The sequence below is a fragment of the Colwellia sp. 5_MG-2023 genome (assembly GCF_030547795.1).
Classification (GTDB): Bacteria; Pseudomonadota; Gammaproteobacteria; order Enterobacterales; family Alteromonadaceae; genus Colwellia.
In genome coordinates this window covers 25,253-42,847 of record NZ_JAUOPW010000009.1, presented here as the reverse complement: position 1 = coordinate 42,847, position 17,595 = coordinate 25,253, and the positions used below count along the sequence as shown (strand labels likewise).

The 17,595-nt window shown below is 34.8% G+C and carries 18 protein-coding genes and 1 pseudogene; 14 read left to right on the top strand and 5 right to left on the bottom strand.

The annotated features are described in order from the left end of the window. Window positions 1–198 precede the first annotated feature (198 nt). Window positions 199–1,008, top strand: a complete 810-nt coding sequence (xthA, locus tag Q4496_RS08580; RefSeq protein ID WP_215972784.1) for an exodeoxyribonuclease III — start codon at window positions 199–201, stop codon at window positions 1,006–1,008. Between the two features lie 55 nt (window positions 1,009–1,063). Further along, window positions 1,064–1,873, top strand: a complete 810-nt coding sequence (rlmA, locus tag Q4496_RS08575; RefSeq protein ID WP_303610256.1) for a 23S rRNA (guanine(745)-N(1))-methyltransferase — start codon at window positions 1,064–1,066, stop codon at window positions 1,871–1,873. A gap of 64 nt (window positions 1,874–1,937) precedes the next feature. Here the strand turns inward: rlmA and yfbV are convergent, their stop codons facing one another. Continuing rightward, window positions 1,938–2,408: a terminus macrodomain insulation protein YfbV gene (yfbV, locus tag Q4496_RS08570; RefSeq protein ID WP_215972782.1), complete on the bottom strand. Its 471-nt coding sequence runs from the start codon at window positions 2,406–2,408 to the stop codon at window positions 1,938–1,940. Between the two features lie 329 nt (window positions 2,409–2,737). On the opposite strand from yfbV, the gene Q4496_RS08565 reads away from it, so the two are divergent. From Q4496_RS08565 to Q4496_RS08545, 5 genes are all read left to right on the top strand, one after another. Beyond that, window positions 2,738–3,118, top strand: coding sequence for an ACT domain-containing protein (locus tag Q4496_RS08565; protein ID WP_215972781.1), 381 nt, complete (start codon window positions 2,738–2,740; stop codon window positions 3,116–3,118). A 55-nt stretch (window positions 3,119–3,173) separates the two neighbouring features. After that, window positions 3,174–3,545: a Spx/MgsR family RNA polymerase-binding regulatory protein gene (locus tag Q4496_RS08560; RefSeq protein ID WP_303602403.1), complete on the top strand. Its 372-nt coding sequence runs from the start codon at window positions 3,174–3,176 to the stop codon at window positions 3,543–3,545. A gap of 66 nt (window positions 3,546–3,611) precedes the next feature. Then, on the top strand, window positions 3,612–4,793 hold the full coding sequence (dapE, locus tag Q4496_RS08555; RefSeq protein WP_303610255.1) for a succinyl-diaminopimelate desuccinylase: 1,182 nt from the start codon (window positions 3,612–3,614) through the stop codon (window positions 4,791–4,793). Beyond that, entirely contained in the window at window positions 4,790–5,545 is a 756-nt protein-coding gene (locus Q4496_RS08550; protein WP_303610254.1) for a M15 family metallopeptidase, read from the top strand. The genes dapE and Q4496_RS08550 overlap by 4 nt, the downstream gene beginning before the upstream one ends. A gap of 103 nt (window positions 5,546–5,648) precedes the next feature. Continuing rightward, window positions 5,649–5,843 carry a hypothetical protein gene (locus Q4496_RS08545; protein ID WP_215972778.1) on the top strand — a complete coding sequence of 65 codons (195 nt, stop codon included), beginning with the start codon at window positions 5,649–5,651 and terminating at the stop codon, window positions 5,841–5,843. Between the two features lie 87 nt (window positions 5,844–5,930). Here the strand turns inward: Q4496_RS08545 and bamC are convergent, their stop codons facing one another. Next, window positions 5,931–7,052: an outer membrane protein assembly factor BamC gene (bamC, locus tag Q4496_RS08540; RefSeq protein ID WP_215972777.1), complete on the bottom strand. Its 1,122-nt coding sequence runs from the start codon at window positions 7,050–7,052 to the stop codon at window positions 5,931–5,933. A 251-nt stretch (window positions 7,053–7,303) separates the two neighbouring features. Between bamC and Q4496_RS08535 the strand changes: the two genes are divergently transcribed. The 7 genes and pseudogenes from Q4496_RS08535 (at window position 7,304) to bcp (Q4496_RS08505) (ending at window position 15,324) form a co-directional block, all read left to right on the top strand. Next, window positions 7,304–7,831, top strand: a complete 528-nt coding sequence (locus tag Q4496_RS08535; protein WP_215972776.1) for a glycine cleavage system protein R — start codon at window positions 7,304–7,306, stop codon at window positions 7,829–7,831. Between the two features lie 34 nt (window positions 7,832–7,865). After that, window positions 7,866–8,223, top strand: a pseudogene (gene bcp, locus Q4496_RS08530) (thioredoxin-dependent thiol peroxidase); the annotation flags it as partial. Window positions 8,224–8,292: 69 nt separating this feature from the next. After that, a complete protein-coding gene (locus Q4496_RS08525; RefSeq protein WP_303610253.1) occupies window positions 8,293–9,684 on the top strand; it encodes a site-specific integrase in 1,392 nt (463 codons plus the stop codon). Window position 9,685: 1 nt separating this feature from the next. Then, window positions 9,686–12,055 (top strand): hypothetical protein, encoded by a 2,370-nt coding sequence (locus Q4496_RS08520; RefSeq protein WP_303610252.1) that lies wholly within the window; start codon window positions 9,686–9,688, stop codon window positions 12,053–12,055. 9 nt (window positions 12,056–12,064) lie between these two features. Beyond that, a complete protein-coding gene (locus Q4496_RS08515) occupies window positions 12,065–14,263 on the top strand; it encodes a hypothetical protein (protein ID WP_303610251.1) in 2,199 nt (732 codons plus the stop codon). After that, window positions 14,260–14,745 carry a hypothetical protein gene (locus tag Q4496_RS08510; protein WP_303610250.1) on the top strand — a complete coding sequence of 162 codons (486 nt, stop codon included), beginning with the start codon at window positions 14,260–14,262 and terminating at the stop codon, window positions 14,743–14,745. Before Q4496_RS08515 ends, Q4496_RS08510 begins: the two co-directional genes overlap by 4 nt. A gap of 114 nt (window positions 14,746–14,859) precedes the next feature. After that, window positions 14,860–15,324 carry a thioredoxin-dependent thiol peroxidase gene (gene bcp / locus Q4496_RS08505; RefSeq protein WP_303610249.1) on the top strand — a complete coding sequence of 155 codons (465 nt, stop codon included), beginning with the start codon at window positions 14,860–14,862 and terminating at the stop codon, window positions 15,322–15,324. 164 nt (window positions 15,325–15,488) lie between these two features. On the opposite strand, the gene Q4496_RS08500 is transcribed toward bcp (Q4496_RS08505), so the two are convergent. The 3 genes from Q4496_RS08500 to Q4496_RS08490 form a co-directional block, all read right to left on the bottom strand. Then, complete coding sequence (locus Q4496_RS08500) at window positions 15,489–16,127, bottom strand: hypothetical protein (RefSeq protein ID WP_303610248.1); 639 nt, start codon at window positions 16,125–16,127, stop codon at window positions 15,489–15,491. 229 nt (window positions 16,128–16,356) lie between these two features. Then, window positions 16,357–16,719, bottom strand: a complete 363-nt coding sequence (locus Q4496_RS08495) for a hypothetical protein (protein ID WP_303610247.1) — start codon at window positions 16,717–16,719, stop codon at window positions 16,357–16,359. 212 nt (window positions 16,720–16,931) lie between these two features. Then, window positions 16,932–17,588, bottom strand: a complete 657-nt coding sequence (locus Q4496_RS08490; protein ID WP_303610246.1) for a hypothetical protein — start codon at window positions 17,586–17,588, stop codon at window positions 16,932–16,934. Window positions 17,589–17,595: the final 7 nt, after the last annotated feature.

Below are 17,595 nucleotides of genomic sequence, written 5' to 3'. Positions count from 1 at the left end.
AATATAACTTATACCTTCAGTTTATAACAATAATACAAAAAAGCTCAATAGCTTAAAAAAACTAAATCGGTAACAATCTATTACAAAAGTTAAAAAATAAACATCTTTGAGTAAAAATAGTAAGATCAGGTAATAATTAGGGTTTTTAAAAAAAGTTTCTGTTAGCATATTCAACAAATTTTTTACTGAGTCTGTTTTATGAAAATTATCTCTTTTAACATTAATGGCCTTCGCGCTCGTCTTCATCAATTACAAGCCATTATTGATAAACACCAACCCGATATTATTGGCCTACAAGAAATCAAGGTTCACGATGAGATATTCCCACTTGAAGCGGTTGAAGCCATGGGATATCACGTATATTTTCATGGACAAAAAGCCCATTATGGTGTGGCAATGCTATGTAAAAAACCTGCAATAAAAGTTCAAAAAGGATTTCCTACTGATGATGAAGAAGCGCAACGCCGAATGATCATGGTAGAAACCACTAATGATATAGGCGAAAAGATCACCGTTTTAAATGGTTATTTCCCACAAGGTGAGAATATTAACCATGAAACTAAATTTCCTTATAAACGTAAATTTTATCAAGATCTAATGACTTACTTAAATGAACATCACACCAAAGATGAGAAAATTGTTGTGATGGGTGATATCAATATCTCTCCACTCGATTTAGATATTGGTATTGGTGAGATAAATCGTAAGCGTTGGTTAAAGTCAGGAAAATGTTCATTTCAATTAGAAGAACGTGAATGGTTAGCCAAATTAATGGCTTGGGGCTTTATTGATACTTTCCGTCAACTTCATCCTGAACAGACTGAAAAATATTCTTGGTTTGATTATCGTTCACGGGGTTTTGATGACAATCGTGGTTTACGAATTGACGTTGTACTAGCAACACAAAGCTTAAGTGAACAATGTATTGAATCAGATATTGATTATGAATTACGCGGTATAGAAAAGCCATCTGATCATGCACCAATTTGGTCTACTTTTAACCACTAAATATTTCTATAAAATATTAGCATTAACTATTATACGTTAATGCTAAAGGTAAACTATGTCTCAATTAGAAAAATACCTCTGCCCTCTTTGCCAGCAACCATTATCTCTTATCGGTAAAACTTATTGTTGTGATAATAAACATAGTTTTGATCAGGCTAAACAAGGTTATGTAAATTTGCTTCCTGTGCAATTTAAACACTCAAAAGAGCCAGGTGATAATAAAGCAATGGTTGTTGCCAGAAGAGCTTTTCTTGATAAAGGTTTCTATCAACCATTAGCTGATAAAATGCTTGAGCTTTATCAGCAATATGGCAATACAAGTGCGCCTTTACTTGATGCGGGTTGTGGAGAAGGTTTTTATACTCATCAACATAAAAATGGTACAAATAATGTGTACGGTGTTGATATTGCCAAAGAAACAATAAAAATTGCCGCTAAACGTTATAAGACCTGCCACTTTAGTGTAGGGACATTATCTAAATTAAGTTTTAGTGATAATTACTTTGCTTGGCTTGTATCTGTGTATGCGCCAATTTTAGAAACGGAATTTACACGTATTCTTAGTGAAAACGGCTACCTTTTAACAGTGACCCCGGCTGAAAAACACCTATTTGAATTAAAAGAACTTATTTATGAACAAGCTAACCAGCATGACACGAGTAAGAGTCCTATTGAAAATTTAACGCTCATTGAAGAGCAGAAATTAACATACCCAATGCACTTTAGCAGCAGTGAAGATGTCTTAAACTTATTAGCGATGACACCCTTTGCCTTTAAAGCCTCAAAAGAATTAATGGCACAAATTAAAGCAATAGATCAATTTACTTGCCAGGCAGACTTTATTTTACGTTTATACAAAAAGTAAAAATAATACTTATTCTTTCATTAAAATATAAGTATTAGTGATAAAACGCTTATATGACCTAAAATTATGTATTTCGAGAGGCGTAAGTAATCTGCAACAATTGGGCTAAATCAATATATCTTGGGTTTGACGTGGCTAAATCATTAAGGTGTTTATTACTTCCTTGAGTTAATGCTTTTTCTAATCCGCTCCGATACCAAGATGCTAAAGGCGGAGGTAAAATTTTATCCGCTTTAACGCCTAACATCACTAAAGCTTGCACAGGAATAGATAATAAAAAGATTCCATACACTAAAGCTTGGGGTAATGCGTTAATCGCATTATTGATATTACCATTGCCACTAAAAAAGCCAGACGCAAAATAAAGCTGCATAATAACAGTAAATAACGACAATGCAGGGAAATAGCGACAAACAAACCGTGCACTTTGTACCGCACGATAATCAGAAAAATACCGAGCTAATTCGGCTTTTTCAGGCCAAAGCTTACAATATTTTTGACCTAATTTAATGAGGTCTATTACAGATATATTCATATTTAAACTATAGCACTAATGTACAGTCTGGAAAAGTGACTCGAAAATAAACTTAGCATGACAAACTAAAAAAATTATTTTATAGCTTGCATTTTCAACGTTAATAACATCCACAAATGAAGCGCAATCGAGAAAACTAACGATGTGTTAAAAAACAAACACAGCATTAAACCCATTACAATCAATACTTTAAACTTTACCCACATAATTACACACAAAGATGTCCACAGGTTTTGTGGATGTTATCACTACTGCAATATTTTGTCCTTTGCTAGAGTTCATACTAAAAAATAGTTATAATAACGCCTTTAATAAAATATGGATTTACAATGGCTTTAACCTTAAAACGCTTAAATGAATCTTTTACTATTCATCGCTTATCTAAAGAGCGTGACATACCCGATCAAGTTTTTACCGCACCTATTTATTTTATTGCGAAAACGTTTAATGAAGTCTCTATCGTTTTACCTGAAAACATTAAAATTAATAGCGATGCAATTGAAACTAATTGGCAAGCATTAGAAGTTGTTGGCCCATTAGATTTCTCGTTAACGGGAATTTTATCACGCATTGCCACTTTGCTGGCTAATGAAAGCATTAGCATTTTCGCTATTTCTACATTTGATACCGACTACATATTAGTAAAAAAAGAGGCTATTTCGGCAGCAATCGAAACACTTAAATTAAACGATTACAACGTGATTGAATAATTAATTTTTCAGCTACAATTCAATTTTACATTAGGATAATCAACTAGTAACTATTATGACTAAAAAATTAACACTATACGGAATCAATAACTGCGATACAGTTAAAAAGGCTTTAAAATGGCTTACAACAAATAATATCGCGCATCAATTTTACGATTTTAAAAAGCAGCCACTGACAGAGGCTCTATTAACTAAATTTGTTGAACTTAATGATTGGAGTACTCTACTGAATAAACGTAGTACGACTTATCGCAACTTAAGTGATGATATTAAAAATAATCTCACTGATGAAGTCGCTTTTGAACAAGTTATTGCGCAACCTACTTTGTTGAAGCGACCTTTGTTGTTAATAGAGTCATCTGATGAGTCAAGTCAACAGTTACACTTAGGCTTTAAAGCTGAACTCTACCAAAGTATTTGCCAATAAATATCAAATTACCTGTGCAAATTACCTATGATAGCTATGTAAATTATTTATATTTCAAGGATCCTTATGTCTGACCAAACTAGTGATGTGATCAAGCTAGCAATCGATTTAATTTCGCGCCCATCAGTAACCCCTGAAGATGCGGGTTGTCAGCAATTAATGAAAGATAGACTTGCAAAGCTTGGTTTTATTAACGAAACAATGGTGTTTGAAGATACGACTAACTTATGGTCTAGACGTGATGGTAAAACGTTAAATGAAAGTGACCCTATATTCTGTTTTGCAGGTCATACTGATGTTGTTCCCGCTGGAAATTTAGAACTATGGCATACACCACCCTTTGAGCCAACCATTATTGATGGAGTTCTCTATGGACGAGGTGCTGCAGATATGAAAGGCAGTCTTGCTGCAATGCTTGTGGCAACAGAGCGATTTGTTACTGATTACCCTCACTATCATGGCGCTATCACCTACTTAATAACGAGCGATGAAGAAGGCCCTTTTATTAATGGTACCACTCGTGTTATTGATGCATTAGAAGCACGAAATGAAAAAATAACTTATTGTATTGTTGGTGAACCATCAAGTACCGATTTTGTTGGTGATGTGATAAAGAATGGTCGTCGAGGCTCTATTTCGGCAGATGTAGATATTAAAGGAAAACAAGGACATGTTGCCTACCCTGAACATGTTATCAATCCAATTCATATAGCAATGCCTGCTTTAACAGAGCTCAGTCAATATCATTGGGATAATGGAAATGATTACTTCCCTGCCACAAGTTTTCAAATATCAAACATTAATTCAGGTACCGGTGCGACTAATGTTGTCCCTGGGCATTTAACTGCGTTGTTTAATTTACGTTATAGTACAGAGTTAACAGATCAAATTATTGTTCAACAAGTTGAATCAATTCTCAATAAGCATCAATTAGACTACGATATAAAATGGACATTTAACGGCAAGCCTTTTATTACCGAACTGGGTAATGAAAAAGGTGATTTTCTAACATCAGTAATACAAGCTGTCAGCTCTGTTACCGGTATAGCACCAAAACTTTCAACATCAGGAGGGACTTCTGATGGCCGTTTTATTGCGCCAACAGGTGCAAAAGTAATAGAGTTAGGGCCATGTAATGCAACTATTCATCAAGTCAATGAATCGGTTACATGTGAGGATTTAGAAAAACTTTGTGATATTTATTATACTTGTTTACAGCAAGTATTACTGCAAGATAAAACTGAATGACTGCTATGAGCCCTGGAGTAACTAATAAAAAAATAAGTGGTCAATTTTCAGCGCAAGCACTTGGCTTAACTGATCAACATATCGATTTTTTTGAAAATGCTACGTCACTTAATACAGATAAACCGGCTAATGCAAAAGTATTAGGCATACATAAACTGATGCAAAACGATTACCAAGCATTAGTAGACCATGCAGCTAAAGCAGGTATTGAAATACAACTTGCAAGTGGCTTTCGCTCATTTGAACGACAATTGTTAATTTGGAATAATAAATTTACCGGTAAAACGGCCATTAAAGATATTGATGGTAAAGTAATAAATATTAATAAACTTTCTGAATTTGAGATAATGAATGCTATCTTACTATTTTCTGCTCTTCCAGGTGGAAGTAGGCATCATTGGGGCTGTGATATTGATATTTATGCACCCAATTTATTAGGTGATGATAAATTACAATTAGAGCCATGGGAGTATGATGCTTCAGGTCCTTTCGCTAAGCTGTCATCTTGGTTAGTAGAGCATGCTGAACAATATGGTTTTTATTTTCCATATGATCGTTTCCGAGGTGGTATAGCAGAAGAACCGTGGCATTTGTCTTACGCTCCACTTGCTAAACAATATCAAGCGATATTGAGTATAGAGTTACTACAAAACTTATTATTAGAAACCGATATCGCAGGCAAAGATACTATAATTGAACATTTACCGGTAATTTTTAAACGTTACATCAATAACGTTAATACAATTTATTGATTGAATAACATTATTTTGTTGGAGACATTGCTAAAATAAACTCAGTAAAGCTTATGATGATCTTATCAATAGCATCTTGCATAACAAATACATAGGATAATACATGGAAAATTGGTTAGCGATTTTAATTATAGGTGTCACGATTGCCTTACTTATTGGTAATTTCAGTACCTTCTATAAAAGCACCAATCATAAAATGCGTAAAAAAGCGTTAAATGATCGAGAAGAAACATTACCAAGAACAAATAAGTCTGAGCATAAAATGCCGACGATTAAGCAAGATCAGTTTAAAAAGTAATATTACGTAAACTAAAAATAATTAAAAATTAAATTTAAAAAAAAAGCGCTGAACCATCAGCGCTTTTTAATATGCAATAGTCTATTTTTAGTAAATATTTTTAAAAGATAACCCTTTTTCCATCACAGGAAATATCAGTTCTAATACTGATAAAGGTAAAGGCTCACCATTAGCATCATAAATAGTCACTGATGTTCTTAGGCTATCGTCTTCAATAGGTGCAAGTACAAATTGATACTTAGCATCATTTAGTTCAATAACAGGTCGATCGTCTCCCCAAATACTAGCCCAAAGACTCATAGTTGGTTTGACAAAATCTACATAATAAATTTTATCATTTTCATTTAAATCGGTAATTGTGAAACCATGATTTTCGAAAAATATAGGCATATTATCCCATAAATTATCTAAACTCATTTCAACAGCATAGGCATTTTCGGCTGCTCTATTTTCACTAATCGTGACCAGTTTTTGGTTCGCACGTACTAAGCGACTTTCTCGCTGTTGTAAGCGATAATTATAATCAACTTGTCCGATCACTTCATTTAACATCGCCATTTCAACACGTTGTTTATCAATAGGATCAATAGTTTTAGTACCACCACGCATATCAGTTTTCATATAATCAATTAAAGAAACTTTTAAAGATAAACTACGGCCATGTGGTTTAAGGTAAAACTCATAACGAAAGCGCATGCTGATAGATTGTTCTATTTCTTTAAACAACCAACCTGTTTCAACTTCTTGATGATACCATTGCGATTCAATGATTTCAGTCGTGCCCCCTACTTCATCATTCTTTTTAGGATCAACATTAACGGTATTATAATTAACACCATCTGAAGTTAACTGTCCAATAAGAGCATCTTTAACAAAGGTAAGTAAGCTTCTATCTTCAAGTACTTTATCAAACCAAATGATAGGATCCGCTGATTCAGGGATCGTTCGTGAAGAATCAGCTAGCGGCAATACCAAAGACGGCGCTCTGATATCCATCTCTTCACCAACAGGGCCTCGAGTATTTACAATACTCGTAATAGCAAATTGCTGTTTTCTTGTTGGTTTATCCAAATTTTCAGGGACAACAAATTCTTTAGACTCTTGTTTTTTTGCATAATCAAAATCTCCCTGCGCCCGCTTACTATCAACACTACTACATGCAGATAATGTTAAGCTGATAACAGAAAAATAAAACAATTGGCGATTCATTAAAACTCCTGAGAAATCCCACTTGGGTATATAATAGTATTCATTTGATGGTTTAAAGCGTAATTGGTTCAATTGTAACATTAAAAAATATTGAGTTTAAAACACATCGATTTATTAGCGCACCATGGTACTTGCCTGTTTTTGCAAACACAAGCCTATTATTATGATTCGTGACGGTTATTTTCCCTATATGGGTACGCTATATTAATTAGATACGTTATAATCTCCCTTTTCACCGACTAGGCAAATAAATGTCTCAATATTTAGTGTTAACCGCTATGGGTTCTGATAGAACAGGCTGTGTTAGCGAATTAACTAAATTAGCAAGTGAATGCGGCTGTAATATTTTAGATAGCAGGATGGCTATATTCGGGCAAGAGTTTACGTTTATAATGCTTTTGCATGGCGATAACCGTGCTATAAATAAGATTGAAACTCGGCTTCCCATGGTCGCTCATGCGCTAGATTTAATCACAATGATGAAACGCACTTCTGGTCACAAAACTTATGACCTTGTTGAACATTATCAAGCGGATTACACCGGTACTGATCAACCCGGTCTACTCAAGGCAATGACTGCGTTTTTTGCCACAAGAAAAATCGATATTTCCTCATTGAAATCTGAAATAGACCCCAAAACTAGCATTATAAGTGCGAGTATTTCCATTGCATTAACGCAAAAAATAAGCATTAATGATATTGAGAATGATTTTTTACGACTTTGCGAGCAATTTGGCGTACAAGGGTGTATAAAAGAAACAACTCACGGGCTTGTATAGTTATTTAAACAAAATTATTTAAGAAAGGATAAATATGAACACCTTAACTATTGGTGATACTGCGCCATTATTTACGTTAAAAGATGAAAATGAAAACAAGGTTGCATTAGCAGACTATATTGGTAAGAAGCAGGTATTGGTTTACTTTTACCCTAAAGCGATGACCCCTGGTTGTACAGTTCAAGCGCAAGCCCTACGTGACAATAAAAGTGAATTAAGTAATCTAAACACTGTTGTTTTTGGTATTTCTCCAGACGAACCTAAACGTTTAGCTAAATTTTGCGAGCGTGACCAACTTAACTTCACCTTACTTTCTGATGTTGATCATAAAGTAGCTGATGAATTTGGTGTTTGGGGGTTAAAGAAATTTACCCTTGGAAAAAAATTATGATAAAAAACCTTGGCTAATTTTTATGATAAAACTATCTTTAATATGTGACTAACATATTGAGGGTTGTTTTGTGATAGAAAATACGCAAGACGAAATACATACAGAACTTTTCGATGATTACCAGCTACTTCCAATTGACGTTGACGTTTTAGCTAAGCTAAAGCTTTCAGAGCAAATTGACAAAGAAAGTGGCGAAGTAACTTTTAATACTGACCTTTCTCCTCTTCATAATTATAAAAGAACAAAAATTATCATTGCACCTGATGGTAATGTTGTTTATCCACAGTCACTCTACCTTGTGTATAAATTGAGGGGGGAAGCTGTTGTTAAAGATACAAACACTATTGCTAAAGCACTCTTAATGTTTACCCGTTATTTAGATTCAACACAGCACTCTCAATATGATGAAGACGGCCACGAAATACCCGCAGAACCCTTATCCTATAAAACCCTAACAGAAATTGAAGAAGAAGGAGCTCCTTGGCAGTTTGCAGAGTTTCTTTCAGCAAATTGTCGTCATGCAAACTCGAATGGCGATGAAGCTTTAGCTCTTAGTACAGCTAGAACTTATATGGGTACAGTTATTGGTTTTTACAAATGGATGCAAAGGTTCGGCTACTTAAAGCGAGGTGAACAGCATGTTGTTACTCACTATGAGAAAAAAGAATTTGATACTGGCGTTAATCAACATGACCAGCTAGCTCACATCAAAAAAAGTACTAAGAGAGTATATGAACAATCAAACATCATGAAGATGTTTCCAAATAAAGATGCAACACCGGCTTATAAGAAGTTAAAACCGATGACTTTTGACCACCGAAAGTTATTTGATGAGTATGTAGAGTTTTTACCAAAGCCCTTTCCATTAATGTTTAAATTAGTGGTTGAGGCAGGACTTCGTGTTGATGAGCTCACTCACTTTCCAGCTCATGAAATCGGTGATGTGGACTATAGTGGTAATGAAGTTGTGCCTATCAAAATAACAAAAACCAAAGGGGCTAAGCCTCGAATTATTGAAATTCCGATTGACCTCTACGAAGAGCTTGAGCAATACAAACAAAGTATAAAGCGTGGAAAAAACCTAAAGAAAAGAAACAATTTAATTGAGTCTGGAGAAGAGTCGGATTTAACTGATTACTTGTTTATATCAAACAAAGGCAAGCAATACTCAGAGAACACTCTAGAAAAACATTTTGCATCGTTACGACAACTAATTAAAGAAGTAGATCCAAGTTGGTACTATAGAATCCATGACGGCCGTGCAACATATGCAACTCATTGGCTTTGGAGTGAACACAAAGAACGAGGAGTTGATTATAACTATTTAATGGATGAGCTGGCCGAGCTTATGGGGCACTACTGCACAAGCGTCACAGAAAAGTATATTCGCTTCATGGAGAAACGGGATAATCAATTAAGTGTAGCAAAACGCAAAAACAACAAAATTAGTGGTGGTTGGTAACATGGCAAAAAGCTCACTTGCTAAAGGCTCAAAGAAAGCCAACCATGTAAGAAACTCCAAAAATGTTGTGCCTATACATTTTACTATTCCTACAGGGCGCACAAAATATAAAAAAATAAGAGAACTCGATGTTTCCCACTTAATATACCAAAGGAAAAATAAAGGGCATACAAAAATTGATAGCCGGATACCTTATATTCGTAAATTTTGTGATATGGCTAAGCAATATGTTGCCAACGGTAAGTCCGCAACAGCCGTAACAGCATTTTATAAAAACCTAGATGCTTATATTCGCTTTTGTGATGCAGTAGATGTAGACCCTTTTACAGAAGCTGGCTACCTTAAGTATGTTGGAAACGATGGTGAATTAAGGCATCGTATCAAAATTTATCAACCTTCTAAAAAGCTATGGCAAAGATCAGATGGTGAAGAGCTGGGGATAAAAGAGTCAACTGCCGGGGTAATAGCTTCAGATCTAAGAAAAGCTCTATCATGGTGCGGTTTAGCCTCTGAAGTATGGAGAAATCAACACAGAGGTTTCTATGATCAGCAAAACTCAATTAAAGGGTATTCGGATACCGAAGAAAAAACCTTAGTTACTCGTTTAAGTGATTTATTTTTCGCATTGGCTCCTCAACTAATTGCTGCCAAGGAAGAAAATTTAGCCTTGCCTGAAGAGTTACTTGTAACCGTCAACTTGGAAGGGTATACCGAAGTTGTTTCTATACCAACATCTCTAGAAACCAAACTGAGTATTAAAGATCAAAAAACCGTTTCCGTTAGGTCAGTGGCAGCTTTTAATATGGCTATGGGAGCAGCATATCATTTGATGTGCTTCTTTACTTCTTTAAACGATACCAATATTAGGACAATCGCCCACCCAATTGATGTCCATACCGATGAACGAGATAAAAGCTTAAAAACAGTCAAAGTATCTAGCTTTAAAGCTAGAGCTAATAAAGAAGTTGATGCCCTACTCTCAAATGATATAGATGAATCAATCGTTAATTTTGATGTAGAAAAAAGAGATGGGGTTAAGTTCATAACAACGCTGGAAAAACTATCAAAGCTTTATGGTAATGGTGAAGAATACTCTGAACTACTGTTCTTTTTAAACAGTAAAAATCAAGAAAGTGATAGATTTAATATTACTGACATGAACAAGCACTTAGCTTTAAAATTAAACCTTTTATCGCCATATAGAAAAACTGTTATTCGTTGGTTTAAGGAACTGTTTGATACGTATCGTAACCAGCAATTTATTATCCTAAACACAACTGTGAACACATTGGGAAGAGTCGTGACTAGTAAAATAGTCCACTCAACAACCAGTCAGACTAAAGCGACTCAAGGTACAACTAACGCCAGTTACTGTATTTTATCCTGTTATACAGATTTACCCTTAAAAGGCATTCTACTTCCGCTAACTTATTCAAAAAAAAATGAGAACGGCGACATAGCTATTTCATTTAAATATAGAGATGGGAATACTGGTAGCTTTATAATTCCAGCGACTGATATTGAAATTCTCCGAGATATTGAACAATTTGCTAACGAGTTAGCTGATAAGCAAGCTTCTAAAAATTATGAACGACTGCTACTTAGACGAGGAAGTGGCGGAAGTTCCCCAATGGATTGGGACGATATCAGCCCAATATCAGCAAACCTCATGACACAATGGGCGATAGCACCAAATGATTACTTTATTTCACTGCAATCTAGCCGTTGGAGAGAAATGACTAGCTCACAGGAGTATGACGATAACAGCATCTCACGAGTTCAAGCAGCTCTTCAAAATACTCTTGCGACAATAAACAAGCATTACGCTAATGGTGATTCAAATCTAAATAAAACTATTCTCTCACAAGGAATGCAAGTTTTAGAAAAAATAGGTAAAGACCAAACCCTTGAAGAAGCCAAAGAACAAGTCGCCAATAAATTTAAAATCCCAATGATATCTTATGATGAATGGCAAAAGAAAAAAGCTAAAACGAACCCAAACGGTACAAACTGTAACGGGAAACAAGATATTCCTGACGGAAAAAATACTCAACGTGAAACAAATAATGCTATAGGGGCAAACTTAGCTTGTACTGAATATGACAAATGTTACATATGTAAATCAGCAAAAGCTGTTGACGAGGTTCAAGCTATTTATAAGCTAATTTCTTTCATTGATGTCTTAAAAGACGCATTAAACCAATTTCCCAATGCAAAAGAAGAAGTATTCGAAAAAATAGAAGCTTTTGAGTACATCTTAAATGGGGCAAGTTCTAATGTTTACGAGCAAGCTATGAAGTTATTCAAGAAAAATGGTCGCCACCCAAGAGTTTCTGTTGATCATGCAATTGTATCTATACATCAATTTTAGGGCTTAAATATGATAAAACTTACTGATCTTGCTCGACTAGAGTCTATCAAAGAAGCTCAAAAAAACGTGGGCGCATATAAAAATTACCTCCAGGATGTGTTAAAGCCAGCTATTGAACGTGGTAACTGGGATGAGTTTGAACTCCTTGATATTGGGTTTAGTATTAAAGGTAAATCACTAGGTAAAGTCGGTGATAATGAGGCATGGAAAACGCTACAAGATTTTTTTGACCCAAACTCCAAAGCTAAAAAGACGCTAGATTTCACGTTAAACGGCAAAGTAATCGAGCGTAATCTCAGGAACCAACTTAAATCTCTAGCATTAAAGATGATGTGGGTATCACCACAATATCACTCTTTTAGTACTATCTACAAAACAGTTACTAATATAAAAAAAATAATCCCCTACATTATACAAAGCGGATACAACAGTTTTGCGTGCATCAACTTTGAGTTCATAGAAACTTTGATGCTTACTGGTTCTACAAACATAAGTTTTAAACAAAATTCGATTTATGAGGGGTTAAATAAGCTTTTCACTGAAGAAAAAGGTTTACCGTTTCATGTGGCAATTGAAGAACGTTTAAGTGCCAGTAGTTTTAAACTAGCATTGTTAGAACCAGAGCAACACACTGTAATCCCTCAACGAATTTATTATCTTGGATTGCAAAAGTCTGAAGAGCTAATTAATAAACTTTACCCGATAAAAGATGAGCTCGCAGATTTAGGAGATTATATTACAACCTATTATGACAATCTGTATCTAAAATATGCTGAACATTTAAGTAGCGATAACTCAAAGCGAAAAAATGGTAAAATCACTTGGTATTTAGGTAAAACAAATACATTAGCTAAAAAACGTACCGAGGCGTTCCAAAAAGCTTTTTTAGATCTTAGCTCACCAACAAAAAGCAAAATAATTAACTTACTCAACACTTATACTCCAGAGCTAAAGAATGACTACATACATAAATTCAGCCCTACATTAACCCTGACGTCCCTTGATACAAAGGTAACAGGTATAAACGAAGCCCAATCTCTTTTTAAAGAGTTAAACGGAGGGTGTTTATGGGGTTTAATGTCACGTAGTGGCATGCGTGCAGATGAATTACACAGCCTTAATACAACTCAAGGCTGCACAACAGAAGTAATATCAAAACAGACTATTTATATAATTCATACAGAGCTTTCAAAAACCGTGAAAGGCATTCAGTCAAAACAAGATGAGTTTGTAACAACAGTAATAGGCAAGAAAGCATATGAAATACTCAATGAATTACATAAGCCACTTAGAAAACGACACCCAGAAAGTACAGAATTCTTTCACAAGGTTACAGATGATTGTAGTGCCATTAATAAGAAAGATTTGAACAGACATTCTCAAGGTTGGTTTAATGATATTTTAAGTGAAGAACTCAATTTAACTAAAGAAGATATTATTGACCTAAAAATATCCGACCCTAAACAAGCCTTCAACCTTGATGAAAAATACTATTTCACAGGGCACCAGCTACGCAGATCTTTTGCCTATTACCTCGTTGGATATGAACTACTTTCATTTCCTCAATTAAAGCAACAATTTAGCCATGTATCTCTAGCAATGACGAGACATTACGCTAAAAACGCAAGTAAATTCCAGAAGTTTCGAAAGCACAAACAAAACTTAGCCAATGCTTATGACGAAGAGAAAATTCTTCAAAAAGCCAAGATATATCTAAAAATTTACAAAAAACTTGCAAATAAAGAGCGAGTTGCAGGTGGTAAAGGCAAAGAATTTGCGAAAAACATGAGCAAAGAACCCCGTAATTTATTTAAAGATAAAGTGAATAATGACATGCTTTCTTTAGACTACTGGATCAAACAAGTTAGAGAGCAAAAGCGCCATATCCATGCTGTTGCACCTGGGGTTTATTGCACATCTACAGCTTGCAGTTTAAGAACACAAGTTAACCTAATGGAATGTGTTGATTGCAAAAATGATTTCATTGTCGATGCTGTTTTTGCTGAAACAAAAAGAAAAGAAGCTGAAATTAATATGTTATGGGACATTGAACATGATGAGCTAACCCCTCAGACAGCATCAGAGGCATATATTAAGATAACTGCTGCTGAGCGCATCATGAGTGATTTAGACTTTGATTATGAACCTATTATTTTGCCGAAAGCAGTACAAGATTTACTTATCCCTTTTACAGGAGAAACAATATGACAAAAGGAACGGAAAAAAGACTTATTGATGCATTAGGCAGACTACTCCAAGGTACGCCTGAAGTTTCAGAGAACAAGCAAAAAGCTAAAGAAGGAAGGCTAAAAATAAATAACTACACTGTAGAGATAGAAGCGAGCCGTTCTGTTGGAGTACTTCGTAATTACGACTATATAAAGAAAATGATAGCTAAAAAGTCTCTGGACATAATTGTTGAACAAAGCCCTATAGCCGAGTCAACTAGTGATTTATTGGAAGAAAAGCTTAAAGAACAAAAGAAAAAAACTACCCAAGCTAACAAGCTAAAAAATAAGTACTATAAACTATCCAAAAATCACCAAAAAGCTCTTCAAGTTCAGGCAGCTAAACATATCAGAATAGTACAACGCTTAATGGATATGATACCATTTGAAGAACGTGAAAAGGCAATGGATAAAGTAGTTTCTGCTAGGCCCGATAATATTATCGAAGGCAAGTTTAGATAAATTACTGGCACGAACCATCGCCTGTTGAACTGCGCCACCACAGTGACGTATAAAAATATTATAAAGAGCACACCTTAAGTCTCTTGTTTACCCAATAATCAAAAGGAAAATATTATGGCAATTGAAGTTGGTCAAATAGCACCTGACTTTACACTCTTAGATCAAAACAGCAACCCTGTAACATTATCAGAGTTAAAAGGAAAAAAAGCTTTAGTTTATTTTTATCCTCGTGCAAGCACACCTGGTTGTACGGTGCAAGCACAAGGCCTGCGTGATTCTAAAACTGAATTAGACGCACTTAATGTCATTGTTCTAGGCATTAGCCCAGACACTCCAAAAAAGCTGACAAACTTTACCAACAAGCAAGAACTTAATTTCACCTTACTCGCAGATGAAGACCATGCTGTTTGTGAAAAATACCATGTATGGCAATTAAAGAAGTTCATGGGTAAAGAAAACATGGGCGTTGTCAGGACTAGCTTCCTTGTTGATGAAAAAGGTAACATTGAGCATGTGTTCAATAAATTCAAAACTAAGAACCACCACGAAGTAGTTTTAGATTATTTGAACAGCAAGTAATTGCTTAAATACAGTAGGCAGTAATTACAACTTACCAATTATCGAGTAAGTTGAAATATACGAGTTCATATTTGATCTGACAGCTAATGCCTAAAGTGAGCAATTCGTCCTCCACCAAAAGAGAATTACTCACTTTTTAGAAAAACAAACTCAAGACTCCCCTGCTACAACTCATTAGTTATTTTAAAACCAAATTCTCGCTTCATATTTTCATAATCCCTTCTTTCAGGTTTAGACATAAGCGCCTGATATAAGTCGAAACCAATGTGATCGTCAAGGTTAAGATTAAAGCTACCCAAGTCAATACCAAGAAAATTCACTATTATTCGGTAGTATTCACCTTTATTCAAATTACAAGTTCTTAATATATCTGTTTGAGTTAATTGAGTATCATATTCATCCAACTCTTCATAAATAGCATTAACAATCGCTTTAAAGTAACTTGTTTCTGATTCAAAAAATGGTTTTTCTAGTTTGTTAAGATGAACATTCAGCAAAGATTTATCGGAGCTAACATAGTCAAAGTATTTCTTAGGGTTAGCTGCACCAATCGATATGCTAAAAGTGATGCTTCCAGGACAAACATTTACTTCACTCGCAATATCTGAGATAGACTCCCCCCGAAAGACTTGGCTTAACTTGAAAAGCGTATGTGATATTTCATATTTACTTTGATTATAACAATAAAAGATTGAGCTATTTATGGGGAGAGACTCTCCATAAAAAACGTCAGGAAATGACTTTTGATATTTTTTTAACGCTAAACCAGACAAAACGGGGCTATTGCAATAGGCACAATTCATAATAATCCTTAAATAAATAAGGCCTACTAAACGCTTATTCATTTTTAATATTACAAATTGTTCGGGTGCGTCGACTTCGCCGTTATAAAAAGTAGGCGCAGGCTTCCCGTAAGCCTCTAGGCTATATTAAACAATTAACTAGATAAAAATATACATTTATTTATTCATCACGACATTTTACTTGTAAATAGATATAGTAATTTTTAATCGAATACAAATCGCAAAAAAGTTACTCAGGATTAATTAGGTTTTTAAACTCTTCAGGCTGCACATTAAGAATACAGGCAACAACCTCTATGCGATCAAAGCTTGTAAGGTAATCAACTTCATCAAACGCGGTATTAATTCTTTTCCAGCTACGTTGAAGACTTATCAAACATTCAGAGCTTTTATCAAACTCAAGAAGTTTAGTTGTGTCCGGGGTTGCCAATCCATTCTCTAGACTTAGCTTTAAGTCCTTTAAAGATTTGTACCCATAAAAGTCTATCGCGATAGTCCTTTGCGCCTGATTCAATTTGCATTCTGTGAAATTAGCTAAACGGCGAGCTTGTCGTTTAAGTATTTTTTCATATTGTGATTTTTCTTCAGGCACTAAAAGTCTCCATAAGTACCGAAGCATCCACAGCATATTCGTTACTTAAGAAGTCTTTTTAAATTTTAAATGGGCTTTCGCTTCGTTTTTGTGGTCACAGGCAGCCATTTCAGCCTAATTAACTTTAAGTTTATACTTTTATGTACATAATTAATATTGCCTATCAACTCTTAAAAATTTCAGAAAATATTAATCAGCTGAAACAGTTAACCTTATTTATGCTCCTTAGCAACATCTTCAACTTGATTCCTTAAGTCTTCTGCAATTCCAATAATGAAAGCATACTCTCTTAATCGCCCAATTATATTAACGGCTGAAAAAGCAGCTAAATAAAGGCCTGCTACAAATGCTAACAATAAGTATGGAATGTCCGTAAAATTGGTTGAGCCAAATACTTTCGCAATAGCTATATACAGTGCGATTAACGCAGGAAACAAGCCTAATTTATTTAATGCTCCTACAAGAGCACCAATTCTGTTTTCAAGTTTATCAGCCTCGAAAATGAGCCTCTGTTTGGCTTTGCACAAACTCCATGAATCATACGAAGTTAACCTTTGAACAAGCATTGATTCTCGGTTTATCCGGGAGTGCAACTCACTAAGATACTCTTTAGCTGGAGCCAACATATACTTCATTTGAAGAAATGTATTATTTACTGAAAAAATTATGACCATTAAAAGTGAGATTATCATTACAACGCCGATCACAATACTTTTAGAGTCTATAAAGAAAGTAACTAAACCAATAAAGATACAAACACCAATTATAACAAGCGACCACTTTTGAACCTTATTGTCATATAACCTAGCAATTATATTAGAAGCTGTAACTTCATCAATCAGCTCTTCAACAATTTCATTTACTTTCAACTTTAGA